Source organism: Jannaschia maritima (genome assembly GCF_030973515.1).
GTDB classification, from domain to species: Bacteria; Pseudomonadota; Alphaproteobacteria; order Rhodobacterales; family Rhodobacteraceae; genus Jannaschia; species Jannaschia maritima.
This window is the reverse complement of record NZ_JARGZA010000011.1, coordinates 20,353-45,156: the sequence shown is the minus strand read 5'-3', so window position 1 is coordinate 45,156 and position 24,804 is coordinate 20,353. Positions and strand designations below refer to the sequence as shown.

Here is a 24,804-nt window from a genome sequence, read left to right as displayed (position 1 = left end):
GGCCGAGACCGGTTCGGCCGATGAATGGCAGTTCCTGTGTGGTCGGCAGGCGTACAGACATTTTACCGGAACCATGATACATGTGGCCTGTCTTTGGGGTGGACGCGTGGTCGTCAGTTTTTCTCCTGAACAGTTCGCAGTCTTCGAAGGCCGAGCCCGGAACCGTTGGTGCGCTTCGGCGGCGCGGGATCTCTTTCGGGCCTACAGGATGCACTACGTCGCGCACGGTGCATCGGCGGATAATCTCCTATGCGTCGTGCAGGCTACGGTCGGGTGGGCGGAGCGGCATGGCATCGATGGCGGGGCCGACCTGATGCGCTTGTCCCACGTCGCGGCGGCGCTTGGGCATCGGTTCTGGCAAGACCCCCGGCTTCGCAGCCGCGTGTCTGCCGCAATGGCGACGGGCAGGCCGGCGGACAGGCGTGCGGGCGCCATGATCCGCGAGACGAAGGCTTGGCTGCGCGCGCTTTGGCTCGACGACGATCTATGCGGGTTCGCGGATCGTCTCGCTAATGGAATGGATGGTGGCGAGGGGCCACGGACGTCTACTCTGCTCCGTGTGTTGCCCGGCCATCGGCGTGTCCTGTCCGCTGCCGAGAACGACCAACTTTTCGATTGGCTGGATAGGGTGACCCCGGCGCCGTTCCGCGACGGCGGGCCACGTCACCTGGCCTATATGGCCTGCGCCCTGGTGCATGGACCGCAATGGCCGAGCGATCCGCAGTATCCTCGTCTGGCTGCAGCGGTCGCGTCCGGGGCGGAGCCCGCGCGGCTGGCTGCGGACATCCGCCGGATCTATCTCGAGGCGGACGGTTAATGGGTAGCCCCCAGTACCCATCGACCTTCGAGGCTGCGACCGACGGGGCAGCGGCCCAAGGCGCGGAGCCCATCGGCACGGTCTGCGCGTCCTGCCTGACCAACTGGATCAAGATCCGGTACGAGTACGAGGACGGGACAGGCGTCGGTGGCGCGAACTACGTCGTCGGAATGGTGCCCACCGACGATGAGCCGATGGGCCGCGTCCTGGCGGAAGGGGTGACCGACGAGAACGGCGAGGCCCATGTTTCGCTACCCGACGGGCACGACCAGGTCGTCTACTATTTCCATGATGATCCAGGGTCGGACTCCTACGAGGATCCCGAGGCGACCGTTCCGTTAAGAGAGCCGTCCCCCGGCTTCTTCGCCAGGCTCTGGGATAACATCACCGATGCAGGCGACTGGATCTGGGGCGTTCTGAAAGGCGATTTCGAGGAGGATCCGTCCACAAGCCAGATCATAGCGCGCATGATCCTGACCATGATCCCCGGTGTCGACCAGTTGGCCGATGGGCAGGACATCGTGAACGTACTCTACCGCCTCGTTTGGAAGCGGGAATGGAACGTGCCGATGCACTGGATCATTCTGGTGATAACGCTGATCGGACTAATTCCGACGCTAGGGTCGCTGGCCAAAGGCATCCTGAAGCTGGTCCTGCGCCGGGTCGCAGATTCCGGTGCGCTGCGCGCCCTTTATGGGATCTTCAACTTCTTCATGCGGGGCAACGCGCATCGCTGGTTGGTCAACTTCGCCCACGACCTGACCGGTCGACACCTAGATACTGCGCTGAGCCTGCTGGACGACATGATGGATCGCGTCGTTGCCGGAATGAACCGCGCGAAGACGCGGCTAGGCCGATTGACCGGTTGGTACAGTCGTCTGGACGAGGGCCTGGAGCACGTCGCCGCCTTCCGCGCCGAGGCCCCGGCCCGTCTTCGGGAGGCCGCCGAGGATCTGCAACGCCGTCTGTTCGCCACCATCGCGGCAGGCATGACGCGGATCCGGCAGGCTGTCACGCGAAACGCGGATCCGCATGTGGTGCGGCAGCACAAGCAGAACCCCGAGCGCCTTTCCTACCATTCCGGGAGGGGGACGGCGAGCGGTCGGAGGTACGATCCGGATGCGGCTGGCGGGCCGATCAGGCGATCCGATTGGCGTACTGCGACGATCGATCGAGACGGCGTAGCCGACGTGCGCCTGCACACGGATCGTTTCGGAGACTATCCACCAAACGCCGCGATGGTCGAAAGACTGGAACGCATATCCAGGGGCGAACTCGAACCGACCGACTACGATCTGCGATACTATACCCACGAGCGCCGGGAGTTGGAGCGGTACAGGAACCTCGGCGTTCCGGACGACGTGGACCCCGGGTACGATGTGTGGAACAACGCGCATACCGCGACTCTGGAAGACTACGGCATTTCTGAAGTAGACGCGGATAAGAACTCGACCCTGTACCATCCAGATACGTGGGGCCTTTGACCATGCATCACCCCGACCCTGTCTGCGACGAGATTTTGAAGGTTCTGACCGAGCGTGGTCCAATGGGGTGGTACGCCTTGGAACATCGGCTTCGCGTGCCGCGAAGCGAATTCCACGACGGATATACGCTGATGTCTTATTTGGGCGAGATGGAGGCGGACGGTTACCTCGTCCGGGCCGAGGACGGAAATTACAAGGTCGCCTCGGGCCAAGCTTGAAGAGGTCGCAAGGCGGGTGGTGCCCGGGAACGGCGGACGTGAATGTCCACCCCAGGGGGCGACATGATCCCGCAATCGATCCGGGACCGTGACGGGGCCGGCCGAACCATCCGGAGTTGCGGAGGGCGGCCCCGGAGCGGACCCGGGGCGCGGGTCTTCGGAACGGCGGAGCCTCGGAGCGGGGTTCTTCCCTTCCGCTTGAACCCCTCAGACCGCGGCGTCGATCCAGTCCTTCAGGGCGGCCTTCGGGGCGGCGCCGATCTTCTGGTCGACGGCCTCGCCGCCCTTGAACATGAAGAGCGCGGGGATGCCGCGCACGCCCATCGCGCCGGGGGATTGCGGGTTCTCGTCCACGTTGACCTTCACGATCTTGACCCGGCCGGCGTATTCCTCGGCCAGTTCCTCCAGCGCGGGGCCGATCTGTTTGCAGGGGCCGCACCATTCCGCCCAGAAATCCACGATGACGGGGATGTCGGCTTGCTTCACCTCCTTGTCGAAGGTGCTGTCGGTGACGGCGACGGTGCCCATGATGGCCTCCAATGGTCGGTTCGCGCCCGGTCGTGGGCGGGGAGGCCGAACCTAGGCACCCCCCGGCGCGGGGTCAATGGCGTCCCAGGCGGCGGTCACGCGGTCGTGGGGCACCTCCATCAAGGCGTTGGTCGCGGTCCACAGGACCGCGCAGCGGATGCGGCGGCCGGGCCAGATCGCGGCGGCCGCGGCCCCGTAGGCGCCCATCTGGCGCAGGATGCCGTCGGGCAGGTCGTCCACGTCGCCGGGCACCACGCGGTTCGACTTGTAGTCCACGACCAGCACGTCGTCCGCGCCCGGAACGACGCGGTCCATCGTGCCCCGCAGGCCGGGGCGGCCGTTCGCGGGGGGCAGCACGAAGGGCGCCTCCGCCAGGCTGCCGGGGCCGTAGAGGTCGGGATGGGCGTCGATCACGGCGCCGACCTCGGCCAGCTCGGCCTCCGTGGGGGGGGACCAGCCGTTGCGGTCGCACAGGGCGCGCGCCACGTCCGCGCGGTCGGCGGGCGCCGTGCCCGGCAGGTGTTCCAGGAGGCAGTGGATCAGGGTGCCGCGCAGGCGGGCGCCTTCGGCCTGCTCCGCCGTTCCGGCCTCGCCCGGCATGACCTTGGACCCGCCGAGGTCGGAGGGGGAGGACAGGGCAACGGGCTCCGGCGGGGCGGGGGCCGGATCCTCCAGCCAGGGGGGCAGGGCGTGGCGATCCGCGTCCCGGGCGGCGGCATCCGGCACGGGGGACCAGTCGCCGTCCTGCAGGCGCAGTCCGGTGCCCAGGGGGCCGCAGTCGAGGTCGGTGGCGCCCGCCCTGTCCAGGGCGGTGCGGATGCGGCTGCGCCAGGCGGTCGGGTCCTCGTCGGCGCCGGGCTTGCCTGGTTTGGGTTCTTCGCCGCCCGCGCTGGCGCAGATGAGCCAGGATTCCGCGCGGGTCAGGGCCACGTAGAGGAGGCGGTCGCGCTCCGCCTCCTCGCGCGCCCTGCGGTCGTCCTCGAGGGCCTGGAGGGCGGCGTTGCGGGCGTCCTTCGTGGCGCGCCAAAGGAACGGACCGTCGGTGCCCGCGCGCAGCAGGTGGATGCCGCGCTCGTTGGGCTTGTGGGGGCCACAATCGGGCAGGATCACGACGGGCGATTCCAGGCCCTTGGCGCCGTGGATGGTCATGATGCGGATTCCGCCCGACGCGGCCTCGCGCTTGATCTCGACGTCGGCGGTGTCGATCCAGTCGAGGAAGCCCGTCAGGCTGGGCACGGCTTGCGTCTCGTAGGCCAGGGCCTGGTGCAGGAGGCCGTCGACGGGCTCGGCGGCCTCCCGCCCCAGGCGGCCCAGGAGGCGGCGGCGGCCGTCGTGGCGGATCAGGATGCGCTGCAGCATCTCGTAGGGGCGCAGGAAGTCGGCCTGCGACAGCACGTCGTCCACCATCGCGGCGACCGCGCCGTGGTCGGGATGGTCGCGGAGCGCGCGCAGCAGCGTCCGGGGGGCGCGACCGTGGGCCACGTCGAAGAGCTGCGCCTCCGACAGGCCGCCGAGGGGGGAGCGCAGGACGGCGGCCAGCGACAGGTCGTCCTCCGGCGTGTCGGCCACCCGCAGGAGCGCAAGCAGGTCCTTGACGGCCAGGTCGTCGGTCAGCCGCAGCCGGTCGGCGCCCGCCATGGGCAGGCCGCGGGCGCGGCAGGCGGCGATGGTGTCGTCGAACAGCGCCCCGCGGGAGCGGAACAGGATCAGCACGTCGCCCGCGCGCACGGGCCGGCGCCCGTCGCGGGTGGCGATGGGGGTCCGGTTGCGGATCATCGCGGCGACCGCGTCGGCGATGCGGCGGGCCAGGACGGTGCGGCCCTTGTCGCGGGACCGCCGGGCGCGGGGGGCGTGCCATTCGGGCGGGTCGTCGTCCGGGGGATCGTAGGCATGGGGCCACAGGTCCACGCGCCCGGGCTTCGCCGGGTCGTGCGCCACGTGCTCCACGTCCGCGCCCGCGCCGGAGGGTTCGGCGAAGACGGCGTCCACGACCGACAGGATGCTTGGCGCGGAACGGAAGGAATGGCGCAGGGCGTGGTCGGTCAGGGGCGGGCCGCCCCCCAGCAGGCCGCCCAGCGTGCCGCGCATGGCGTCGTAATGGTCGGGGTCTGCGCCCTGGAAGCTGTAGATCGACTGCTTGCGGTCGCCCACCACGAAGAGCGTGCGCGCCGTCGCGCCGCGCGCGCCCTCGCCGGCCCCCATCTCGCGCGCGAGGGTCTGGACGACGTCCCATTGCACGGGGCTGGTATCCTGCGCCTCGTCCACGAGGATGTGGTCCACGCCGCCGTCGAGCTTGTAGAGGACCCATTGCGCGCTTTCTCGGACCTGCAACAGGTCGCGGGCGCGCAGGATCTGGTCGTCGTAGTCCAGCCAGCCCTGCGCGTCCTTCGCGTGCTGCAGCCGATCCAGGAAGCGGGGCGCGAAGGCGTGGACCGCCTGCGCCTGGGCCAGCAGTGCCAGGCCCCGGCGGCGATCGGCGCGATCGGCCAGGCGGGCACGCATCTCGGCGATGCCCGCATCGTCCCCGTCCAGCCCGAGGGCCTTCAACACGCCGGCGGTGAAGGGCTTGGCCGCGAACTCCCCCTTCTGGGTGAACAGGAGCGCGCGGTGGTCGAGCAGGGTCTCGACCCGCCGCACCGGTGAGGCGGCGTCGAAGCCCCGCATGTGGAGGACCATCGCCTGCGCCTTGACGCCCTTGTCGCGCGGCATGTGGGTCATGACGTCCGCCATCAGGCGCAGGTGGTCCGCCGTCAGCGCGTCCTCGCAGATGCCGGGCCAGTCGCGGTCGTGGACGTCCAGGGCGTGGCGCAGGGCGTCCTCCGCGGCGGGGTCGGCCATGGCGCGGCGGTTCTTCGCGATCGTCGCGAGGAACTCGTTCGGCTCGCCCAGATCCAGCACTTCCGCCAGGGCGCGCACGGCGGGCGCGTCGCGGGCATCCGTGGCCATGTCGTCCATGACCTGCGCCAGCAGGCGGTCCCCCGCGACGTCGTCGAGCAGGCCGAAGGCGGGGTTGACCCCGGCCTCCAGGGGGAAGGCGTGCAGGAGCGAGGTGCAGAAGGCGTGGATCGTCTGGATCTTCAGGCCGCCCGGCGTCTCGATGGCCGACGCGAAGAGCGTGCGCGCGGTGCGCAGCCCGTCGGTCGAGATCGCGCCCACGGGGATGCCGAAGCGGCGCAGCTCGGCCCGCAGGGCGTCGTCGGGCAGGAGCGCCCAGGCCCCCAGAGTGCCGAACAGGCGGTTCTGCATCTCGCCCGCGGCGGCCTTCGTGAAGGTCAGGCACAGGATGCGGTCGGGCGGCGTGCCGTTCAGCAGCAGCCACGCCACGCGGTTGGTCAGCACGCGCGTCTTGCCCGATCCCGCGTTCGCACGCAGCCAGACCGATCCGGCCGGGTCGGCGGCGCCGATCTGGGCGCGGGTGGCATCGTCGTGCAGGGGCGCCCGCCCGGCGCGTCCGTTGCGGAAGGGGTCGGTGTTCACGGATGCGCCCCCACGGGTTGCGGCACGGCGGGGGCCGTGTCGTCCCATTCGCCGCGCCGCGACAGGTGGTCGTAGTCGGAGGGGTACTTCAAGGATTCGGGCGTCAGGCGGGCATAGAACGGGGCGGTCGTGCGATACGCCTCCACCAAGCGGACGAGGCCGTCGCGATGGGCGGCGATGGCGTCTGCGTCGAGGCCGTCCGCGTCGCGCGCCTTCGATTCCCGGCCCACCTGCAGATAGGACGCGCCCGCGACGTCGCGGGCCGGCAGGTCGTCGAACGCGCCCTCGGCGACCATCACGGCCTGCAGCCACAACTGCTTGGCCCAACGCTCCTGGTCCTTCTTTCCGGGCGGCTCGCCGGTCTTGTAGTCATAGATCGCGATGCCCCCGGGCCCGTGGTCCAGGCGGTCGGGGCGGGCGGTCAGGGTGAAGCCCAGATCCGGGAAGTCCAGGCGGCCCTGCTGCTCGGTCAGGACGGGGGCGCCGGTCGCGCGGCGTTCGCCTTCCTGCGTCGCGAAGGTGTCGGCGATGCGCGCGAAGCGGCCCAGCCAAAGGCTTCGCTGGGCGGGGCCGGGCACGGCGCGGGCCAATTCGCGCTCCAGCGCGTCCATCAGCTGGGCGGCGTTCAGCTCGGCCTCCCCCAGGCCACGCAGGGCGTCGTGGACGACGTTGCCCCGCAGGCGGGCGTCCGTGATCGGCGCCAGCGGGTCGAGCGCGCGCAGGTCGAGCACATAGCGGGCATAGGTCGCATAGGGGTCGCGGATCAGCGTCTCGACGCCCGTGACGGGCAGCTCGCGCGGCCGGGCGTCGGGCGGCGGGACGGGCGCGGGGCGCGGGGCCGGAGCGGCGGCATGGCGGGCATCCGGGGCGGACAGGGCGCCCGCGCGGGCGGACCACGCGGCGGCCCGGCCCCGCATGGCGGCCAGGGCGGCCCGGCCCGGATCGCCCAGCCCGTCGAGCAGGCTGACCAGGCGGTTGACCCAGCGCGACGGCACGGTGGGCGTGTCGAGCGTGCGGCGGGCGCGGGTCAGCCACACCTTGCGGCCCGCCACCGCCTGCTGGAAGTCGTGCGCGGCCAGGCCCACAGTCCGTTCGGGCGCGCGCAGGCCCGCGTCGCGCCGCATCCGGCGGTTCAGCCACATGTCGGCGGGGGGCAGGTCGGGCCAGGTGCCGTCGTTGAGCCCGCCCAGGATCACGAGGTCGGCGCCCTGGACGCGGGCCTCCATCGCGCCCCAGATCATCAGGTCGGGATGGGCTGCGATGGGGTCGCGGACGTCCCTGCCGTTCAGGACGGACGCGACGAGGCGGGCGTAGTCCGGCGCGCGCAGCTTCAGGCCGCGGGCCCCTTCGGCGTCGGCGGCCAGCTCGTCCATCGCGGCGCGGGCGTCCTCGCCGGCCTTCTCCTCCCACAGGCGGCCGGGCTCGGATTCGCCATGGGCGTCCAGGCCAGACCCGCGGGACAGGTTCTCGAGCACCGCGCGATGGCGAGCGAGGCGGGTGGCCAAGTCGGTTTCCGCGTCGGGGGCGTTCAGGCCGGACAGCAGGTCGGCCACCCAGTCGGTCCAGACATCGTCCTTTCCGCGCGTCCTTTCGGCCCTGGCCCAGGCGCGCAGGCCCGCCGCATCGGGGCGGGGCGGGCCGCCGCGCAGCCAGCCGAGCTCCAGGTCGCGGGTCCGGCGCAGATGCTCGTTGCGGGCCGATCCGGTGTGGACCAGCGGGTGCTTGAGCAGTGCCACGAAGGCCGCCGTATCGACCGGGCGGCCGCGCATCCGGGCGGTCTGCACCATCAGCCGGCCCGGCGGCGTCAGATCCAGGGGGCGCCCCGCGCTGTCGTCGGGCACGATCCCCCACCGGTCGAGGCAGGCGGCCACCTCGCGCGACAGGGTGCGGTCGTTCGACACGAGCGCCGCGCGCTGACCGTCGTGCAGGGCTGCGCGCATCCGCAGGGCGATGACCTGGGCTTCCTGCAGGGGGGTGTCGGCTTCCAGCAGGGTGACGTCCTCGCAGGCATCGTGCAGCGTGTGCGCGAGGTCGCCGCCTTCCGCAGGCCAGATGTCCGTGATGGGGGCGGGCCGCAGCGCCAGCGACACCAGGCGGTTGCGGGCCGGGTTGGCGGGGGCGTGACGTGCCGCGTCGGACCATTGCGCGACGTCCGCGCGTGTCAGTCCCAGTGCGTCCAGCACCATGCGGTGCCGGGTCTGGGGGTGGTCCTGCTGGTCGGGACCCAAACGGTCCCAGGCGTCGTCCGGCATGTCGGTGTCGAGGCCGGGCAGGACGACGTCGCCGCCGGGCAGGGCCGCGACCAGCTTCATCAGGCGCAGGGTCGGCCCCCGCGACCCCGTGCTGCCCGCGACGATCACGCCGCCCGCCGGTGGGGCGTCGGGCCACGTGGCTTCGAGGTGCGCCAGGCAGTCCATCTGCGCGTCCGCCGCGCCCCCGGTCTGGTCGGCCAGGTCGGAGGCGATGCGCAGGAGGCGCAGCGCATCCTGCCAATGCTGCGCGCTGTCGGTCACGTCCAACCCTTCGAGGGTGCCGGGGGGGACCGCTTCCTCGCGCAATTCGTCGATCAGGGCGCCGAGCGTGCCCGCCAACTCGAACGCGGCGCCGGACCGGCGCAGGTTGGGGCGGGCGTCGAACACGCGCTCGATCAGCGTCGCCATCTCCAGGCGCAGGGACAGGGCGCTGCGCGCTGCGGGAAGGGCGCGATGCGGGCAGAGCGGCGTCAGGTCGGCCACGGTGCCCAGGCGCGGCAGGAGGGTGGGACCGCGGGCGGCGAACGTTTCCTCCACCCGGCGGAGCATCCGGCGGTTGGGCAGCAGGATGGTCAGGGCGGCCATCGCTTCGGGCGGACGGCCGGCCATACGGTCCAGCACGCCGTCCACGAAGGCGGCCGAGAAGTCGACGCCCAGGGGTTCGTACCACAGGGTCATGCGTTCCGTGCCAGCATCGTTTCCGCCGCGGCGACGTTGCCGGGGCGGCCGACGTCCATCCAGCCGCCGGGATGGACGACGCCGAACATGCGGCCCGCCGCCAGCATCCCTTCCCACAGGCGCAGGAGCGACACGGGGCCGGGGGGCAGGTCCGCCAGGCCGCCGGTGCGGAAGATCCCCGCGCCCGTGTAGTCGTACCCGTCGGGGGCCAGCGACAGCCGCCCGTCCGGGGCGATCGCGAAGGCCCGGCGTCCGGCCTCCAACCGTCGGGGCAGGCGTGTCAGCAGCATCAGTCCGTCCATCCGTGCGGGGTCCCAGGCCGCGCGCAGGGTGTCCGCCGCGCGCGGGCCCGTCCAGGCGGCGTCCGCGTTCATCGTCAACACCGGGTCGCCGCCCAGCAGCGGCAGCGCATGGCGCAGGCCGCCCCCGGTGTCGAGGAGGTCCGGTTCCTCCGACACGGTGACGTCGCGATCCGCGAGGTGGGCGCGCAGGGGGGCGGGGTGGTGGTGGACGTTGACGACCACCGGCGTGCAGCCCGCGACCTGGTCCAGCGCGTGGTCGATCAGGGGCCGCCCGGCGACCGGAACCATCGCCTTGGGGCGGTCGTCGGTCAGGGGCCGCATCCGCGTGCCCAGGCCGGCGGCGAAGACCATGGCGGGCAGGGTCATGCCGCAGCCCGTGCGCGCAGGGCCCGGATGCGGTCGGCGTCGGGCGGGGGGACCAGGTCGCGCAGCATCGGCGCCGCGCGGCCGAGGGCGGGGTGGGCCAGGTCGGCGGACCACAGGGCGTGGAGGCGCGGCAGGAGGTCCAGGTAGCGGGTCTTGCCCGCGGTGACGGCGGCGCGGGCGAAGTTGCCGAAGATGCGCATGTTGCGCTGCGCGGCGCAGAGCGCGGTGCCGGCCTCCACCGTCGCCCGGTCGCGCCCGGAGGCGTCGCAATAGGCGTCGAGGGCGGCCTCGGCGGCGGCGGGCGACACGTCGCGGCGCACGTCGCGCACGAGCGACGCCAGGTCGTAGTCGGCGGGGCCGCGCTGCGCGTCCTGGAAGTCGAGGATGCCGATGCGCGCGTCGCCGTCGCGGTGCGGCAGCCAGACGAGGTTCTCGGCGTGCCAGTCGCGGTGCGTCATCACGCGGGGGCCGGGCAGGTCTTCCATCAGGGCGGCGACCGCGTCCTTCGCCCGGGCGCGTTGGAACAGGTTCTCGGGCGCGTACCAGTCGAGCGCCCAGCAGGCGCGTTCGGGCATGTCGTCCGCGTGGTCGGGCAGGTCGTCCGCGGGGACCGCCTGGAGGCGGGCCAGGACCCGGCCCGCGGCGGCATAGAGCCTCCCCTCCGCCCCCGGGTCGCGGGCCGCGACGGCGGACAGGAGGTCGTCGCCCAGATCCTCCATGGCGATCAGGCCGCGCCCGGGGTCGGCGCATTCGATCCGGGGCACGGACAGGCCCGCCCCGGCCAGCCGCGCGGCCCGGTCGAGGAAGGGCTCCACGGGCGGGGCGACGGCGGGGTCGGCGTCCATGACGATGCGCCCCCCCGCGCGGAGGTAGCGGCGGGTGGACATGTCGCCGGCCAGCACGCGCCGCGGCCCGTCCGCCAGGCCCGCGCGGGCCAGGAAGGCGTCGATGCGATCCGTCACAGGTGGTCCGCCAGGTGGACCAGCCGCGGGGGCAGCGCGATCGTCGCGATGCGGGCGTCGTCGGTCGCGCCCGGCCCGAGCGTCAGGTCGATGGCGTCCGGCGGGCGGGCGTCGCCCAGGCGGTCGGGCCATTCGACCAGGCACAGGGCCGCGGCGAAGGCGTCCTCCAGCCCCAACTCGGCCAGCTCCGCGGGGTCCGACAGACGGTAGAGGTCGGCGTGCCAGATCTCCAACCCGCCCGCATGGTAGGTCTGGACGAGGGTGAAGGTCGGCGACGGGACGGGCTCGGGCGGCAGCCCCGCTTCCCGCCGGGCCGTTCCGATCACGGCGCGCGCCAGGTGCGACTTGCCCGCCCCCACGGGCCCGTGCAGCAGCACCGCGTCGCCCGCGCCCAGATGGCGCGCGAGCGCGGCGCCAAGCGCGTCGGTCGCGTGGGGCGCCGGAAGGTCGATCCGAAGGGGGGCCGGTGCCGGGGGCATCCTGTGACTATCCCCGTCGCCGGGCGGGGCGCAAGCGACCGCGCGGGGTCAGTTCGCCGCGCGCACCACGGTGGGCCCCGCGTTGGGCGGCAGCGTCACCCGCAGCGCCATCGCGCCGTCCGCCAAGGGCAGGAGGCGCAGGCTGGCATCGGCCCCGTGCGCCCCGGGCCAGGCGAAGCGGCGGTCGAAGGCGCGGGCGGTGCCGTCCGTCACCTCAATGCGGGGGGCGCCGCGTTCGGACAGCCGGTCGATCACCTCGGCCAGGGCGGGCGCCGCGACCTCGTCCAGCCCGCACAGGCGCCGGAGCGAGCCGTTCGCGTGCAGGCAGCGCCCGTCCGCGTCGAACGCGGCCACCCCGTCGGGGGAGGTGTCCAGGACGGCGGCCAGGGTCGAGCGCTCGTCCCGCCGGGTCCGGGCCAGGGCGACGTCGCGTGTCATGTCCTCCAGCAGCAGGACGATGGCGCCCGCGGGCAGGGTGCGCACGTTCATGCGCAGGCTCTGGCCGTCGGCCAGGGTCCAGGTCTCGGACCACGGCTCAACCCCGCTGCCGTCGCGGGTCTCGCCTGTCATCAGTAGCCGGTCGCGCCAGGCGACGGGGTCGTGCAGGTCGGGCAGGCGGCCCGCGTCGCGCATCCGGTCCAGGACCTGCCCCAGCCCCGGCCGCCCCGTCAGCCAGCCCGCGTCGAGCCCGGTGATCGTGGTCAGCCCCGGATTGTGCGCCAGAAGCCTGCGGTCGGTGTCGAAGACCGCGACCCCCAAAGGCATGGCGGCGAAGGCGTGGGTCAGCGTCTCGATGGTGCCGCGCAGGGCGGTCTCGACCTCCAGGAGGCGACCGAGGGGCTGCGCGTGGGCGTGGCGCAGCCCGTCCCGCGGGGCGGCCAGCGTGACCTCGAACCGCTTCGTCCCATCGGCGGTGTCCAGGTCGCGCCGGGTCGATCCGGCGGGCGCGTCCACCGGGAAGGGGAACAGCGCGGGAAGGGGCCAGACGACCGAAGGGTCCACGCCCAGATGCCGCGACACGGTGGCCCTGTAGCGCGCGTTGCCCCACACGACGCGCCCGTCCTCGTCCAGGGCCCAGGACAGCGTGGGCGCGGCATCCTGCGACGCCATCAGGAGCGCGCATTCCCCTTCGAGCGCCAGCAACGCCTCGCGGTCGAGCGCGATGGCGTCGTCGCCCTGCGCCACGGTGGCGACGCCGACATGCACGATCTCGCGGTCGCGCAGCCCAACGACGTGCAGGCGGTCGCGGCCGAAGCGCCCTTCGAGGTGGAAGGACCGGCCGGTGCGGTTCAGGTCGTCGAGCGCGTCCTCGATGCCGGGGACCATCTCGGCCAGGGCCGCCGCGAGGTCGTCCCAGGCCGTGACGGGATCGACGGGATCGGGCAGCAGGAACCCCACGCCCGCGTTCGCCGACACCAGATAGCCCTGGCGGAACCGGAAGCTGCGCGGCCTGGGATGCGATTCGGGGACCGGAACGGATCGGTCGGCACGGGCGGGCAGCATCCACAGGACCAGCGCCAGCACGGCGAGCGTGACGACGACGGCGGCAACGACGACGGCGATCGAGGCGGGCAGGGTCACGGGCGGCTCCGCACGGAGGGGGGGATGGCGCGCGCCGACCCGCGCTTCGGTGCACGCAGAAGGTGTATAGCAGTTTCTAGCGTGCGCCCAGGGCGATCAAGGGCTTATTTTCCCCCAAGGACGTATCGGTGTCCTCGATCCGCTCGCGCGGCCAGGCGATCTCGACCACGGCACCCCGCCGCCCCGGCCTGCCCGCGCCGTTGGCGAAGGCGATGCGCGCACCCGTACGCTCCAGCAGGGTCTTGGATATGAACAGGCCCAGCCCCATGCCGGCATAGCCCGTGCGCCCGTCGGGCCGGGTGCGCAGGAACGGGTCGCCCAGGTGGCGCAGCATCTCCGGCGGATAGCCGGGGCCGTCGTCGGTGATCGACAGCCGGATCTCGTCGTCGTCCCAGCGGCCCACGATCCAAACGGACTGCGCCGCGAAGTCGACGGCGTTCTGGATCAGGTTGCGCAGGGCATGGATCGTTTCCGGGGCGCGGCGGATCCGGGGGCGGGCGGGATCGGCGCCCTGTTCCGGGGCGAAGTCGTAGAGGATCGCGGCCGCCCGGCCGGCATGGGGCTCCGCCGCTTCGGCGACGACGGTCTGGAAGGGGGCGGCATGCAGGTGCAGGTCGTCCTTGCCCGCCTGTCCCATCGACCGCAGGATGTCGCGGCACCGGTCCGCCTGCTGGCGGATCAGCGCGGCGTCGGCGGCCTGCTCCGGGCGGTCGCCCAGTTCGTCCTCCAGCTCCGCGGAAACGAGCTTGATCGTGGCCAGGGGGGTGCCGAGCTCGTGGGCGGCAGCGGCGACGACCCCGCCCAGGTCGTGCAGCTTCTGCTCGCGCGCAAGGGCCGTCTGGGTGGCCACCAGGGCGTTGGACATGCGCTGCGTTTCCTGCGTCAGGCGCAGGGCGAAGGTGGCCAGCAGCAAGGTGGCCACGACGATGGCCGCCCAGAAGCCCATAAGGTGCAGGCGCGGCAGGTTCAGATCGGGCCCCCCGTCTGCGTGCAGCGGCACGTGGTACCCTCCCAGGAGCGACGTCAGCGCCAGCGCGAAGCCCGCCAGCACCAGCGTGGCGCGCAGCGACAGCGACGTGGCCGATATGGTGACGGGCCCGACGATCAGGATGGCGAAGGGGTTGTTCAGTCCGCCCGTCAGGTACAGCAGCGCGGCCAGCTGCGCGATGTCGAAGGCCAGGAAGACGATCGCTTCCCGCTGGGGCAGGCGATAGCCGGGGGCGTTGCGCAACTGCGCCCAGAGGTTGGCAGCCACCATCGCGGCGATGATGGCGAAGCACCCCATCAGCGGCAGGTCCAGCCCCAGCACCAGCCATGCGGTCAGGACGGTGACGGTCTGACCGATGACGGCGGCCCAGCGGACGTTGACGAGAGTCTGGAGCCGGATGTGGTTCCGGTCGTGGCCGGGCGGCAGCAGGGACTCGGACAGGCGTTCGGGCATGGCGTCGGGCTTAGCACCGTGCCCCGGTGCCGCAAGCGTGGGTTTGACGCAGGGGCGCGGCACCCCATTTCCAAAGACGAACCGACCGGGAGAGAGACGATGGGCGAACGCGCGCGCCGCGAGATCGGACCTGACAACAGCCTGCTGCTGGTGGACGACGACGAGCCGTTCCTGCGCCGCCTGGAACGCGCGATGGAGAAGCGCGGCTTCGACGTCCAGGCGGCCAGCAGCGTGGCCGAGGGAGTGGCGAAGGTGGGCGCCAGGCCCGCGGCCTATGCGGTGGTCGACCTTCGGCTGGAGGACGGCAACGGTTTGGACGTGGTGGAGCATCTGCGCGAACGCCGCCCCGACGCGCGCATCGTCGTGTTGACGGGGTACGGCGCCATCGCGACGGCGGTGGCCGCCGTGAAGATCGGGGCGACCGACTATCTCGCGAAGCCCGCGGACGCCAACGACGTCATGGACGCGCTCCTGTGCTCCGACGAGGAGATGCCCCCCCCGCCCGAGAACCCCATGAGCGCGGACCGCGTGCGATGGGAGCACATCCAACGCGTCTATGAGCTGTGCGACCGCAACGTGTCGGAAACGGCGCGGCGGCTGAACATGCATCGGCGCACCTTGCAGCGGATTCTGGCCAAGCGTTCCCCGCGTTGAAGGCGCCGATCGTCGCGGCGGTCCTGCTGGTCGCGGGTTGCGCCGTGGCGACCGCACCCCCGGGCCTGCCCGGTCTGGCGCTGGTGCCCGCCGCGGACGGGCTCGACGTGGACGGGTCGGGCGGGCGCCAGATTGGCTTCGGACGCGACCGCGCCGGCGCGCTCGACAGCGTCGCGCGGGTGACAGGGCGCAGGCCCATCCCGGTCGCGTGCGGTGGCGGGCGCGATGCGTTCGACGCGGGCGGCGGGCTGATCCTGGTGTTCGAGGGCAGGTCCTTCGTCGGTTGGCGAACCGCGGGAGGGGCGGCCGGACGACAGTGTCCGTAGGGCGGGCACCCCATGCCCGCCGTGGCGGGGCGGTCGATCCGCGTAGCGGGGACGACGATGTCCGCCCTATGGGCGTTCCAGGCCCCAATGGGCCAGCGCGCCCCCGAAGTCCGGACCGTGATAGCAGGGCACGCCCAGCGCCTCGATGGCGGTCATGCAGCGGGCGTCGTCCGCGCCCGCCCCTGGCGCCGGTTCGCGCAGGGCCACGCCCTTGATCCGGCCCGGGTGGCGCTCGACCGCCGCCCGATAGACCTGCGCGTCCTTCTGTCCGCTGTCGCCCATCAGCCAAGCGGGCAAGTCCGGGTTCGCTGTCAGGATCGCGTCGATGGCCGCCCCCTTGTGGGTGCGGTGGCTTTCGCCCACGCCTTCCGTCGTGACGCCCAGGTCGCGAAGGAACTTCGGACCCCTGGGGATGCCTTCGTTCAGGAACAGATCGGTCAGGAAGTCGTGCAGGTTCCAAGGGCTGCTCGATACGTAGAAGACGGGGTTCCGGCCCCCGTCGACCATCGCGTCCATCAGGGCCACCGCGTCGCGATGGGCCTGCCGCGTCAGGGCGGAGCCGGTGAACGTCGTCCACAGATTCCGGGCCAGGTTGTGGGCCCCCGTCCGGATCACCGTGTCGTCGATGTCCGAGATCACCATCCATTCGGCAGCGGGCGAGGGGATCAGGGCGGGGAAGCGCACGGGCGCCTGCCCTTCGATCGCGACGGGCACGTCCACCCAGCCGGGGTCGAAGGTGCCCGCGACCGTCAAACGGATGTAGCCTTCGGCATCCGACACGGCCTGCGCCCCCGGGGCGGTGACGCGGACGCCCTGCACCTCGTCGGTGATGAACAGGTTCGCCATCTGGCGCAGGTTCGTCCATCTCGACTGCCGGGGGTCGGGTTCGGCGCGACGCAGGTGGGACAGGACGCGCCCCCTCAGGACGACGCCGTCCGGGGTGGCATAGCCGATATAGGGGTCGAGGACGGGCTCGTCGTCGTCGCGGTCGCCGATCCGTTCCAGCCCGCGTTCCACCAAGCGCGCGGCGCGCATCGCGATGGGTCTCAGCATCCGTCGTCTCCGTGGCCGTCCGATCGTTCGCGACCCCAACGGAAGGGGCGGGGCAACGGTTGCGTCACCTGGGTCGGCGGAGCGTGACGGGGGTCTGGCCCGGGATCCGTTCCAGCTCGCGGCGGACCTCCATCTCCAGGCGCACGGTCGTCATGTGCCAGCCGAGCGCCCCCAGGGCGTCGCGGTCCGGGGCGGACAGCCGTTCCCCCGCCCGGGCGGCGATGTCCTTCGCGGGGACGGGGCCCCCGGTCAATTCGGCCAGCAGCGCCGCGCGGCAGGCGTCGAACTTCCAGGTGGGGATGTTCGTCGCGCTCTTGCCTGCGGGCGTGCGGCAGGGTGTCCTTTCGGTCATGGCCGGCCTTTCCATGCGGTTCGACCCCCATCCTAGCACCTTATCACAGCGCGTCCGCAAGCGCGCGCAGGTCGTCGGCGTCCAGCCAGGGGATCGGGTCGGCCGCGCCGATCCTCTGCCCATGGCGGAACAGCCGGGTCGTAACACAGGGGTCGAAGCCCCCCGTGGCGTCGGCGTCGTCGCAGGCGGACAGGTCGGCGCGGGCGCGGATGCCGCGCAGGGTCCAGCCGGGGCGGTCCGCGGCGAAGGTCACGGCCTCGGCGATGGAATCGCGCAGCACCTCGTCGGCCAGGGTGGTCACGGCGCGGTCCACGATCCCCAGGAGGGTGGCGTCCGCCGTGCCGGTTCGGGGCGGGTCGAGCGCGCCGTTGACGACGATGTGGGCGTCCACCACCACGCGCCGCCCCGTCCGGCGGGCCGCGTCCCGGCGGGCGTCGTCGATCGCCTGCAGGAAGACGTGGCTACGCAGCCCCCCGTCCGCATAGAGCGAGCCGTTCACGTTCTGCGGCGGCAGGAGACCCGGGATGGCCGCCGACGCCATCAGCGCGGCGACGATGCAGTCCCGCGCGTTCGGTCCCGTCGCGGCGGCGGTCAGGTCGAAGACCTCGCCCCCCGTCGTTTCCAGGTTGGTGACGCCTACCAGCAGGCGCCCGCCCCGCGCGCCGCGCGCGGCGACGGCGTTCACCAGCGCGGGCGTGACGCGGGCGCGCAGGGCGGCGCGCAGGGGCGCGGCGTCGGTCACGGCGGGTGCGCCCGTCAGCGCCCCCAGGAGGTCGCGGCGATAGATCGCGGTGTCGTCCAGCCCGTCGTAGAAGGACAGCGCATCGTCGAACGCCGGCCCCGCGAAGGCCACCGGCGCGAGGATCGCACCCGCGCTGACGCCCGTGACCAAGTCGAACGCGCCCCGCTCCGCGCCCCAGCCCGAAAGCAGGCCCGCGCCGAAGGCGCCGAACTGGCCCCCCGCGGACAGGGCGAGGACGCGGAAGCGCACGGGCTGGCCGGGCGGCGTCGCGCGCGCGTCCCGCAGGATCGCGTCCTCGATCCGGGCCGCGGTGTCGCGGCGGATGCGGGCGGTCATGGCGACGGGATCGGGCGGGGCGGCCGCGTCCGGTGCCGGACCCTGCGACGACAGCACCGTCGTGGCCATCCCCGGCGGCAGGAAGGCGGGACAGGACAGGGGCGGACCCCGGTCGATGCGGGCGCATCCCGCGACGGCCGCGCCCAGGATCGCCGCCAAGACGGCCCCGCGGATCATCGCGCGTCACCCGGCACCGCTGCGGGCGCGGCCAGCTTGCGGGCAACGTCGGTGCCCATCAGCGCCGTCAGCCGCGCGTCGAGGACGGGCCTGCGGCGCAACAGGGTGCGCAGGCGGCCGACCTCCCAGCCGACGGCGCGGCTGCCCGGACGCGCCACGACGTCCGCCGTGGCGGGCCGGTCCAGCATGTAGGCCAGCTCGCCCGCGAAGTTCCCCCGTCGCAGCGGCATCGTGCGTCCGTCCCGCCGGACGTCAACCGGCCCCGAGAGCACCAGCCAGATCGCTTCGGGCATCCGCCCCGCCCGGATCAGGTCGAGATCGGTCTCGGCCGTCACGGGCATCGCATGCCGGAGCAGGGCCCGGACCTGCCCGGGGGCCAGGCCCGTGGCCGCCACGACCTCCCGCCCCAGGGGGGACAGGCCGAGGAGGGAGCGTTCGCGCCCGATCACCAGGAGCATGGCGAGGTTGACCGAGATGATCGCGACGCTCGCCAGCAGCGCGTCCCACAGCGGCGTGTCGCCCACCGTCGCGTAGTAGATCAGATAGAAGGACGAGCCGACGACGATCAGGCTGCGCAGGGCGACCTCGTCGCGGAACAGGAAGCCGGACAGGTAGCAGGCCAGCGCCCCCTGGATCCAAAGCCAGGGCGGAACCGTCTGGAGCAGCGCCATGGATCGTCCTCCCGCCCGCCTCGTAACCCCGGGGCGGGCCGCCATGCAATGCGCGGATGCCCGCCCGCGATCACGGGCGAAGCGGGCTGGGACGGCGCCGTGGCCCCGCCGGAGGGGGGAGCGGTCAGTAGGGCAGGGGGTTCTCGGGGCGATAGGGATCTGGCCGGTCGAGCGCGGGCTTGGGATCCTCGTAGGCGTGGCTGCCGCCGTCGATGCCCGGGTTCGGGCCCGTCGCCGCGGGGCATGTGCACGCGGCCAGAAGCTCGTTGGCCTTCTGCGAGCGTTCTCCCGCGGGGATCGCCTCCAACGCGGACTTGGCGGCGCGCAGGCCCCAGTCGATGTCGCCGTCCACCCAGGGGGGGACGCGCTGCCCATCCTCGGTCTTGGTGGCCTGACGGGTGTTCCTGCTCTGATGGGCGACGCGCTTCAGGGCCCCCATCGCGGCGTCCCGCTCGTTCAAGCGAAGCTCGGCCAGGTCCTCCGGCTGGAAGCCCCGCAGGCGCTGGATCGTGTAGTCGGGCAGGCCCCGATCCTCGCCCAGGATGTCGGCCAGGGTCTTCTTCAGCCAGGTGTCGTGCTCGCTCATGGGGGTGTGCTCCTTGCATTCGCCCATGCCAACGAGCCCTGGGAGTCGTGGTTCCCATCGCATCCCCGGAAGCCGGGCGCCCCCGCGATCCGGAGCGCCGCCCCTTTCACCGCACGATGCGGGGCCGGAACGCCCGGAGGACCGGACGACCGGTATGCGGTATCGGTCGGGATCGGGCCCCCGCAGCGGCTCCCCCGTCAGTCGTCGGGGAACCGGGCGGGATCGGGCGGGGCGGCGACGGTGCGGATGCCTGCGCGGCGCAGACGCTCCAACTCCGCGTGCTGGTCGAGCGATTGCGGCCTGTAGGCGCGGTAATAGACGTTCACGTTGGCGATCCGCTCCAGCAGCCGGCCGTCGTTCGCGCGCCGAAAGGCGAGATCCTCGGCGGCCAGCCGTTCGCGGATGCCGCCCGCCACGCCATAGCGGGTCGCCGACGCCACCAGCGCCCCGTCGGCCCCCGTGCCGCGGCCCGGGTTGCCGCCCAGCGCGACGATGGCTTCCTCCTCCGGGCGTCGGTCCGCGCGGCTGGCGGCCCCCGGCAGGGGCGCGGGCAGCGCGGCATAGGAGGGCGGCTGTTCCAACGGGCGGGTCGGCAGGATCGAGAACTCGTCCGGCGTCCGGTCCGACTTGCGCAGGTTGAACAGCGTGGGGTCGCCGTCCCCGCAGCCCGCCAGGATGGTGGCGGCCACTGCGCCGACGGTCAGGTTTCGGAACATCGCGCCCCTCATGCGTCCCAAGGTCTCGGCGCCATCCTTAGCGTGTCCGCCGCTTGGGGTCACGACCCTTCGCGCCCCGCCCCTCGTCCCCCCACAGCACGAGGCCGGCTGCGCCCGCGAATATGAAAACGTCCGCCAGGTTGAAGGCGAACGGGTTGTGGATGCCGCAGCACGACACGTTCAGGAAGTCGGCCACCGCGCCATAGATCACGCGGTCCAGCGCGTTCGCCAGCGCGCCACCGATCACCAAGCCGGCCGAGATCCGCGCGATGGGCCGGACCAGCCGCCGGGCCCACCAGGCCAGCCCCGCGCTGACCGCCACGGCGAGCGCCACCAGGATCCACCGCGTCAGCTCGGCCTGCCCCGCCAGCAGGCCGAAGTTGATGCCCGTGTTCCATCCCATGCGGAAGGTCAGGAACGGCGGCCAGACGTCGAGGAACAGCACCTCGCGCAGGTTCAGCAGGTGGACGACGACGACCTTCGACAACTGGTCCAGGCCGAAGGCGGCCAGGGCAGCGGCGGACAGGCGGCCCATCAGTGGCGGAAGTGCCGCTGGCCGGTGAAGACCATGGCCAGCCCCGCGTCATCGGCGGCGGCGATGACATCGGCGTCGCGCATGGAACCGCCGGGCTGGATCACGGCCTTCGCGCCCGCTTCCGCCGCCGCGAGGAGGCCGTCGGGAAAGGGGAAGAAGGCGTCCGACGCCAGCACGGAGCCGCGCGCCGCGGTATGGGGAAGACCCAGCAGATCGCCCATCTCGGCGGCCTTGAGGGCTGCGATGCGCGACGAATCGAGTCGGTTCATCTGTCCGGCGCCGATGCCCACGGTGGCCCCGTCCTTGGCATAAACGATGGCGTTCGACTTGACGTGCTTGGCCACGGTCCAGGCGAAGCGCAGATCGGCCATCTGGGCGGCATCCGGCCGGCGCTTGGTGACGACGCGCAGGGCGTCGTCGGACAGCTTCGCCGTGTCGGGATCCCCCACCAGCCAGCCACCCGACACCTGCGTCCATGCCCGTCCGGCCGGGGCGCCGCCGGGCAGGCCGCCGGTGGTCAGGAGCCGCAGGTTGGGCTTGGCCGCGAAGACCGCACGTGCGTCGTCGGTCGCGTCGGGGACGATCACGACCTCCGTGAAGATGGATGCGATGGCTTCTGCGGTCTCGGCGTCCAGCGTGCGGTTGAGCGCGACGATGCCCCCGAAGGCCGAGGTCCGGTCACAGTCGTAGGCCCGCCCGTACGCCCCAGCCAAGGTGTTGCCCACCGCCACGCCGCACGGGTTGGCGTGCTTCACGATCACGGCGGCGGGCACGTCCCGCGGCAGGTCGGCGATCGCGGCGAAGGCGGCATCGGTGTCGGCGATGTTGTTGTAGGACAGCGCCTTGCCCTGATGCTGCGTGGCCGTTGCGACGCCCGGTGCATCGGTGCCGTCGCTGTAGAAGGCCGCCCCCTGGTGCGGGTTCTCTCCATAGCGCAGCGGCTGGCGCAGGGTGGCGGCGGTGGCCACGCGGCGGGGGGCGGGGTCGTCCCGCGACATCCACGCGGCGACCGCCGCGTCGTAGGCCGCCGTACGGCCATAGGCCGTGGCGGCCAGCGTGGTCCGGAAGCCCAGCGTCGTGGCCCCGTCGTTCGCGTCCAGCTCCGCCAGCAGCGCGTCGTAGTCCTGCGGGTCGGTGACGAGCGCGGTCCAGCGGTGGTTCTTGGCCGCCGCCCGGATCATGGCAGGGCCGCCTATGTCGATGTTCTCCACCACCTCCGCCGGGTCCGCGCCGCGGGCAACCGCGGCCTCGAACGGGTAGAGGTTCACGACGGCGAGGTCGATCGGCTCGATCCCGAGCTCCGCGATCTCGCCCGCGTGGACGTCGCGCAGGCCCAGCAGCGCGCCGTGGATGCGGGGATGCAGGGTCTTGACGCGGCCATCCATGATCTCCGGGTGGCCGGTCACGTCCGCCACGTCCGTCACATCCAGGCCCGCGTCGCGCAGGGCGCGTGCCGTACCCCCGGTGGAGATCAGCGCGACGCCGCGGGCGGCCAGGGCACGGCCCAGATCGGCCAGCCCGGTCTTGTCGGACACCGACAGCAGCGCGCGCTTCAGGGGGACGTGCATGGGGTCGCTCCGGGGGTCATGCTGGCCACGGGGCGGGGTTACGGTGCCGTGGCCGCGAAGGGAAGGGTCAGCCGGGCACGCGCAGGCGGGCCATGAAGAACCCGTCGATCCCGCCCCGGTCGGACCACATCTCGGACGTCAGGCGCAGGCCGTGGGGGGACGCGGCCTCGGGCGGCAGACCGTGATCGGCGGGGTCGAGCGGTTCCGCGACCACGGCGGGATGGCGCTTCAGCGCGGCGGCGATCTGATGCTCGCCTTCGACCGGCAGCAGAGAACAGGTGCAAAAGACCAGCGCGCCGCCCGGGACGACGTGGGTCAGGGCCCGGTCCAGCAGCTTGTATTGCAGCGTCGTCAGCGCTTCCACGTCGCGGGCGGCGCGCAGGTGGATCAGGTCGGGGTGGCGGCGGATGGTGCCGGTGGCCGTACAGGGCGCGTCGAGCAGAACGGCGTCGAAGGCCCCCCCGTCCCAGTCCAGCGCGTCCGCGACGACGATCTCGGCCTCCAGCCCCGTGCGTCGGAGGTTCTGGTGCAGCCGACGCAGGCGCTTGTCCGACGAATCGAGCGCCGTGACCCGCGCGCCCGCGGCGGCCAGCTGCATCGTCTTGCCGCCGGGTGCGGCGCACAGGTCCAGGACGCGCCGTCCCGCCACGTCGCCCAGCAGGCGGGCCGGCACCGCGGCGGCGGCGTCCTGGACCCACCACGCGCCGTCGTCGAAGCCGGGCAGGGCGCTGACCTGGCCCCCCGCCAGCCGAACGCTGCCCGTGGGCAGGACCGTGCCGCCCAAACGTTCGGCCCAATCCGCCGCGTCGTCCACCACGGTCAGGTCCAGCGGCGCGCCGGCCAGGTGCGCCGCCTCGATGGCGCGGGTGCGGTCCTGGCCATAGGCCCGGCCCACATGCTTGCGCAGCCAGTTCGGCAGTTGCGGTGGCGGGGCGGCGGACCATGCGGCGGCGTCGATCTTCCGCAGCAGCGCGTTCACCAGACCGGCCTGCTTGGCGGTCTTGGGCGACATGCGCGCCAGCGCCACCGCGTCGTTGACGACGCCGTGGGGGGCGGCCCCGTCCTCGAACATCTCGGCCATCGCCAGGCGCAGGACGTCGCGGATGCGCGGCGCGGGTTGGCGGTCGACCAGGGGCTTCAGCACGGCGTCGGCCCGGCCCGCATGGCGCAGGGCCAGTCCCGCCAGCCGCAAGGCGCGGGCGGCGCGGGGACCGTCAAGCCAAGACGCGTCCGACAGCATCCGCCCATCGCGCGTGACCTGGGCCATCAGACGCAGCGCATCGGCGCGCGCGTCCAGGCTTTCGGTGCGGGGGGGCGGCTTGTTCGGCATCCGCGTGCGCGTATATCCAAGGGGTGTGACCGGCAAGGTGCGACGATGACCAACCAACCCCCCCGCATGGCGGTCGACCCCGCCGATCTGGCCCAGGCCGCCGATGACGCGCCGGGCTGCCCCACCGCGCCGCGCGGAACGGGACCCGTCCCCCAGCGCCTGTCTCCGGAGGCGGAGGCCGCCCGCCGCGCCGCCCTTCCGGAGGTCGCCCGCCGCGCCCTGGAGGAGGCGGAGGCCCGCAAGGCCGCTGCCATGGCAGCCACCATGCCGGTGGAGCTGGGTGGCCGCGACGGGCCGGAACCCGTGCGCTATGGCGACTGGGAGCTGAAGGGCCTGGCGATCGACTTCTAGGCGCCCGGCAGGGCCCGCAGGCCCAGCACGTCCAGCATGTCGTACGCCCCCGGCCCCTTGTCCTGGCCCCACAGGGCGGCCCGCAGGGCGCCGCGGGCGAAGACGGTGCGGTCGCTGGCCTTGTGGCCCAGGGTGATGCGCTCGCCCTCGGCGGCGAAGATCACCTCGTGCTCGCCCACCACGTCGCCGCCGCGGATGGCGTGGAAGCCGATCGCGCCATGGGTGCGCGCGCCCGTGGCCCCGTCGCGGGCCCGGTCGGCCACGTCGTCCAGCGCCACCCCGCGGCCGTCCGCCGCCGCCTGGCCCAGCATCAGGGCCGTGCCCGAGGGCGCGTCGACCTTGTGGCGGTGGTGGCTTTCCACGATCTCGACGTCGTAGTCGTCGCCCAGCGCGGCGGCGACCTGCCGGACCAGCGTGGTCAACAGGTTCACGCCCAGGGACATGTTGCCCGCCCGGATCACGGGGGCGTGGTGCGCCGTCCGGCCCAGCGCCGCGATGTCGGCCTCCGACAGGCCCGTCGTGCCGACCACGTGGACCGCGCGGGCCTGCGCCGTCAGTTCCGCCATCGCCACCGTCGCGGCGGGGGTGGTGAAGTCGATCACGGCCTGGGCCGCGCGCACGACCTCGATCGGATCGTCGGTCACGGGCACGCCCGCGGGCAGGCCCGGCGCCACCTGCGCCAGATCCCGTCCCGCCCAAGGGTGGCCCGGCCCTTCGGTCGCGCCGACCAGGTGCGCGCCGTCCGAGGCGGCGACGACCTCGCACAGCATGCGCCCCATCCGGCCCGACGCCCCCGCCACGACGATTCCGATGCTCATGCGC

Annotated in this window: 24 protein-coding genes; 6 read left to right on the top strand and 18 right to left on the bottom strand. The window is 72.9% G+C overall.

What is annotated here, in order from left to right:
- Nucleotides 1-313: 313 nt before the first annotated feature.
- The 3 genes from P0084_RS11920 to P0084_RS11910 are packed head-to-tail and all read left to right on the top strand — an operon-like array spanning nucleotide 314 to nucleotide 2,519.
- Entirely contained in the window at nucleotides 314-817 is a 504-nt protein-coding gene (locus P0084_RS11920; protein WP_308917078.1) for a hypothetical protein, read from the top strand.
- A complete protein-coding gene (locus P0084_RS11915; RefSeq protein ID WP_308917077.1) occupies nucleotides 817-2,301 on the top strand; it encodes a hypothetical protein in 1,485 nt (494 codons plus the stop codon). The genes P0084_RS11920 and P0084_RS11915 overlap by 1 nt, the downstream gene beginning before the upstream one ends.
- A 2-nt stretch (nucleotides 2,302-2,303) precedes the next feature.
- Complete coding sequence (locus P0084_RS11910; RefSeq protein ID WP_308917076.1) at nucleotides 2,304-2,519, top strand: hypothetical protein; 216 nt, start codon at nucleotides 2,304-2,306, stop codon at nucleotides 2,517-2,519.
- Nucleotides 2,520-2,726: 207 nt separating this feature from the next.
- Here P0084_RS11910 and trxA read toward each other — a convergent pair whose 3' ends face one another.
- From trxA to regB, 8 genes are all read right to left on the bottom strand, one after another.
- Entirely contained in the window at nucleotides 2,727-3,047 is a 321-nt protein-coding gene (gene trxA, locus P0084_RS11905) for a thioredoxin (protein ID WP_308917075.1), read from the bottom strand.
- A gap of 51 nt (nucleotides 3,048-3,098) precedes the next feature.
- On the bottom strand, nucleotides 3,099-6,524 hold the full coding sequence (gene addA / locus P0084_RS11900; protein ID WP_308917074.1) for a double-strand break repair helicase AddA: 3,426 nt from the start codon (nucleotides 6,522-6,524) through the stop codon (nucleotides 3,099-3,101).
- The gene (addB, locus tag P0084_RS11895; RefSeq protein WP_308917073.1) at nucleotides 6,521-9,454 is read right to left on the bottom strand and encodes a double-strand break repair protein AddB; all 2,934 of its coding nucleotides are present in this window, start codon (nucleotides 9,452-9,454) and stop codon (nucleotides 6,521-6,523) included. Before addB ends, addA begins: the two co-directional genes overlap by 4 nt.
- On the bottom strand, nucleotides 9,451-10,122 hold the full coding sequence (locus tag P0084_RS11890) for a nucleotidyltransferase family protein (protein ID WP_308917072.1): 672 nt from the start codon (nucleotides 10,120-10,122) through the stop codon (nucleotides 9,451-9,453). The genes addB and P0084_RS11890 overlap by 4 nt, the downstream gene beginning before the upstream one ends.
- The gene (locus P0084_RS11885; protein WP_308917071.1) at nucleotides 10,119-11,084 is read right to left on the bottom strand and encodes an aminoglycoside phosphotransferase family protein; all 966 of its coding nucleotides are present in this window, start codon (nucleotides 11,082-11,084) and stop codon (nucleotides 10,119-10,121) included. The genes P0084_RS11890 and P0084_RS11885 overlap by 4 nt, the downstream gene beginning before the upstream one ends.
- The gene (tsaE, locus tag P0084_RS11880; protein ID WP_308917070.1) at nucleotides 11,081-11,563 is read right to left on the bottom strand and encodes a tRNA (adenosine(37)-N6)-threonylcarbamoyltransferase complex ATPase subunit type 1 TsaE; all 483 of its coding nucleotides are present in this window, start codon (nucleotides 11,561-11,563) and stop codon (nucleotides 11,081-11,083) included. The genes P0084_RS11885 and tsaE overlap by 4 nt, the downstream gene beginning before the upstream one ends.
- A 48-nt stretch (nucleotides 11,564-11,611) precedes the next feature.
- Entirely contained in the window at nucleotides 11,612-13,144 is a 1,533-nt protein-coding gene (locus P0084_RS11875) for a PAS domain-containing protein (protein ID WP_308917069.1), read from the bottom strand.
- Nucleotides 13,145-13,220: 76 nt separating this feature from the next.
- On the bottom strand, nucleotides 13,221-14,585 hold the full coding sequence (gene regB, locus P0084_RS11870) for a sensor histidine kinase RegB (RefSeq protein ID WP_308917068.1): 1,365 nt from the start codon (nucleotides 14,583-14,585) through the stop codon (nucleotides 13,221-13,223).
- Between the two features lie 99 nt (nucleotides 14,586-14,684).
- Here regB and P0084_RS11865 point away from each other — a divergent pair, with 99 nt between their 5' ends.
- Both P0084_RS11865 and P0084_RS11860 read left to right on the top strand, forming a co-directional pair.
- On the top strand, nucleotides 14,685-15,239 hold the full coding sequence (locus P0084_RS11865; protein WP_308917067.1) for an ActR/PrrA/RegA family redox response regulator transcription factor: 555 nt from the start codon (nucleotides 14,685-14,687) through the stop codon (nucleotides 15,237-15,239).
- Nucleotides 15,236-15,565 (top strand): hypothetical protein, encoded by a 330-nt coding sequence (locus P0084_RS11860; RefSeq protein ID WP_308917066.1) that lies wholly within the window; start codon nucleotides 15,236-15,238, stop codon nucleotides 15,563-15,565. Before P0084_RS11865 ends, P0084_RS11860 begins: the two co-directional genes overlap by 4 nt.
- A gap of 66 nt (nucleotides 15,566-15,631) precedes the next feature.
- Here P0084_RS11860 and P0084_RS11855 read toward each other — a convergent pair whose 3' ends face one another.
- The 9 genes from P0084_RS11855 to P0084_RS11815 all read right to left on the bottom strand — a co-directional run bounded on the left by P0084_RS11855 (nucleotide 15,632) and on the right by P0084_RS11815 (nucleotide 23,631).
- Nucleotides 15,632-16,618, bottom strand: a complete 987-nt coding sequence (locus P0084_RS11855; protein ID WP_308917065.1) for a phosphatase domain-containing protein — start codon at nucleotides 16,616-16,618, stop codon at nucleotides 15,632-15,634.
- Nucleotides 16,619-16,682: 64 nt separating this feature from the next.
- Complete coding sequence (locus P0084_RS11850; RefSeq protein ID WP_308917064.1) at nucleotides 16,683-16,970, bottom strand: DUF6958 family protein; 288 nt, start codon at nucleotides 16,968-16,970, stop codon at nucleotides 16,683-16,685.
- Between the two features lie 43 nt (nucleotides 16,971-17,013).
- Nucleotides 17,014-18,225 carry a patatin-like phospholipase family protein gene (locus P0084_RS11845; protein WP_308917063.1) on the bottom strand — a complete coding sequence of 404 codons (1,212 nt, stop codon included), beginning with the start codon at nucleotides 18,223-18,225 and terminating at the stop codon, nucleotides 17,014-17,016.
- A complete protein-coding gene (locus P0084_RS11840) occupies nucleotides 18,222-18,896 on the bottom strand; it encodes a cyclic nucleotide-binding domain-containing protein (protein ID WP_308917062.1) in 675 nt (224 codons plus the stop codon). Before P0084_RS11840 ends, P0084_RS11845 begins: the two co-directional genes overlap by 4 nt.
- A gap of 124 nt (nucleotides 18,897-19,020) precedes the next feature.
- Nucleotides 19,021-19,482 carry a hypothetical protein gene (locus P0084_RS11835; RefSeq protein WP_308917061.1) on the bottom strand — a complete coding sequence of 154 codons (462 nt, stop codon included), beginning with the start codon at nucleotides 19,480-19,482 and terminating at the stop codon, nucleotides 19,021-19,023.
- Between the two features lie 197 nt (nucleotides 19,483-19,679).
- The gene (locus P0084_RS11830) at nucleotides 19,680-20,198 is read right to left on the bottom strand and encodes a DUF3035 domain-containing protein (protein WP_308917060.1); all 519 of its coding nucleotides are present in this window, start codon (nucleotides 20,196-20,198) and stop codon (nucleotides 19,680-19,682) included.
- Nucleotides 20,199-20,235: 37 nt separating this feature from the next.
- Nucleotides 20,236-20,733, bottom strand: a complete 498-nt coding sequence (gene lspA, locus P0084_RS11825; RefSeq protein ID WP_308917059.1) for a signal peptidase II — start codon at nucleotides 20,731-20,733, stop codon at nucleotides 20,236-20,238.
- Nucleotides 20,733-22,301 (bottom strand): bifunctional phosphoribosylaminoimidazolecarboxamide formyltransferase/IMP cyclohydrolase, encoded by a 1,569-nt coding sequence (gene purH / locus P0084_RS11820; protein WP_308917058.1) that lies wholly within the window; start codon nucleotides 22,299-22,301, stop codon nucleotides 20,733-20,735. Before purH ends, lspA begins: the two co-directional genes overlap by 1 nt.
- 67 nt (nucleotides 22,302-22,368) lie before the next feature.
- Nucleotides 22,369-23,631, bottom strand: a complete 1,263-nt coding sequence (locus P0084_RS11815; RefSeq protein ID WP_308917057.1) for an RsmB/NOP family class I SAM-dependent RNA methyltransferase — start codon at nucleotides 23,629-23,631, stop codon at nucleotides 22,369-22,371.
- Between the two features lie 45 nt (nucleotides 23,632-23,676).
- Here P0084_RS11815 and P0084_RS11810 point away from each other — a divergent pair, with 45 nt between their 5' ends.
- Nucleotides 23,677-23,982, top strand: coding sequence for a DUF1674 domain-containing protein (locus P0084_RS11810; RefSeq protein WP_308917056.1), 306 nt, complete (start codon nucleotides 23,677-23,679; stop codon nucleotides 23,980-23,982).
- Here the strand turns inward: P0084_RS11810 and dapB are convergent.
- Nucleotides 23,979-24,800 (bottom strand): 4-hydroxy-tetrahydrodipicolinate reductase, encoded by an 822-nt coding sequence (dapB, locus tag P0084_RS11805; RefSeq protein WP_308917055.1) that lies wholly within the window; start codon nucleotides 24,798-24,800, stop codon nucleotides 23,979-23,981. The two genes, P0084_RS11810 and dapB, sit on opposite strands and share 4 nt — an antisense overlap.
- Nucleotides 24,801-24,804 lie beyond the last annotated feature (4 nt).

What these genes read in the sequence shown, in the direction of transcription:
- P0084_RS11920 (WP_308917078.1), top strand. Translation starts at nt 314, where the DNA reads ATGCGCTTGTCCCACGTCGCGGCGGCGCTTGGGCATCGGTTCTGGCAA.
- P0084_RS11915 (WP_308917077.1), top strand. Translation starts at nt 817, where the DNA reads ATGGGTAGCCCCCAGTACCCATCGACCTTCGAGGCTGCGACCGACGGG.
- P0084_RS11910 (WP_308917076.1), top strand. Translation starts at nt 2,304, where the DNA reads ATGCATCACCCCGACCCTGTCTGCGACGAGATTTTGAAGGTTCTGACC.
- trxA (WP_308917075.1), bottom strand. Translation starts at nt 3,047, where the DNA reads ATGGGCACCGTCGCCGTCACCGACAGCACCTTCGACAAGGAGGTGAAG.
- addB (WP_308917073.1), bottom strand. Translation starts at nt 9,454, where the DNA reads ATGACCCTGTGGTACGAACCCCTGGGCGTCGACTTCTCGGCCGCCTTC.
- P0084_RS11890 (WP_308917072.1), bottom strand. Translation starts at nt 10,122, where the DNA reads ATGACCCTGCCCGCCATGGTCTTCGCCGCCGGCCTGGGCACGCGGATG.
- tsaE (WP_308917070.1), bottom strand. Translation starts at nt 11,563, where the DNA reads ATGCCCCCGGCACCGGCCCCCCTTCGGATCGACCTTCCGGCGCCCCAC.
- regB (WP_308917068.1), bottom strand. Translation starts at nt 14,585, where the DNA reads ATGCCCGAACGCCTGTCCGAGTCCCTGCTGCCGCCCGGCCACGACCGG.
- P0084_RS11865 (WP_308917067.1), top strand. Translation starts at nt 14,685, where the DNA reads ATGGGCGAACGCGCGCGCCGCGAGATCGGACCTGACAACAGCCTGCTG.
- P0084_RS11855 (WP_308917065.1), bottom strand. Translation starts at nt 16,618, where the DNA reads ATGCTGAGACCCATCGCGATGCGCGCCGCGCGCTTGGTGGAACGCGGG.
- P0084_RS11850 (WP_308917064.1), bottom strand. Translation starts at nt 16,970, where the DNA reads ATGACCGAAAGGACACCCTGCCGCACGCCCGCAGGCAAGAGCGCGACG.
- P0084_RS11845 (WP_308917063.1), bottom strand. Translation starts at nt 18,225, where the DNA reads ATGATCCGCGGGGCCGTCTTGGCGGCGATCCTGGGCGCGGCCGTCGCG.
- P0084_RS11840 (WP_308917062.1), bottom strand. Translation starts at nt 18,896, where the DNA reads ATGGCGCTGCTCCAGACGGTTCCGCCCTGGCTTTGGATCCAGGGGGCG.
- P0084_RS11835 (WP_308917061.1), bottom strand. Translation starts at nt 19,482, where the DNA reads ATGAGCGAGCACGACACCTGGCTGAAGAAGACCCTGGCCGACATCCTG.
- P0084_RS11830 (WP_308917060.1), bottom strand. Translation starts at nt 20,198, where the DNA reads ATGTTCCGAAACCTGACCGTCGGCGCAGTGGCCGCCACCATCCTGGCG.
- lspA (WP_308917059.1), bottom strand. Translation starts at nt 20,733, where the DNA reads ATGGGCCGCCTGTCCGCCGCTGCCCTGGCCGCCTTCGGCCTGGACCAG.
- purH (WP_308917058.1), bottom strand. Translation starts at nt 22,301, where the DNA reads ATGCACGTCCCCCTGAAGCGCGCGCTGCTGTCGGTGTCCGACAAGACC.
- P0084_RS11815 (WP_308917057.1), bottom strand. Translation starts at nt 23,631, where the DNA reads ATGCCGAACAAGCCGCCCCCCCGCACCGAAAGCCTGGACGCGCGCGCC.
- P0084_RS11810 (WP_308917056.1), top strand. Translation starts at nt 23,677, where the DNA reads ATGACCAACCAACCCCCCCGCATGGCGGTCGACCCCGCCGATCTGGCC.
- dapB (WP_308917055.1), bottom strand. Translation starts at nt 24,800, where the DNA reads ATGAGCATCGGAATCGTCGTGGCGGGGGCGTCGGGCCGGATGGGGCGC.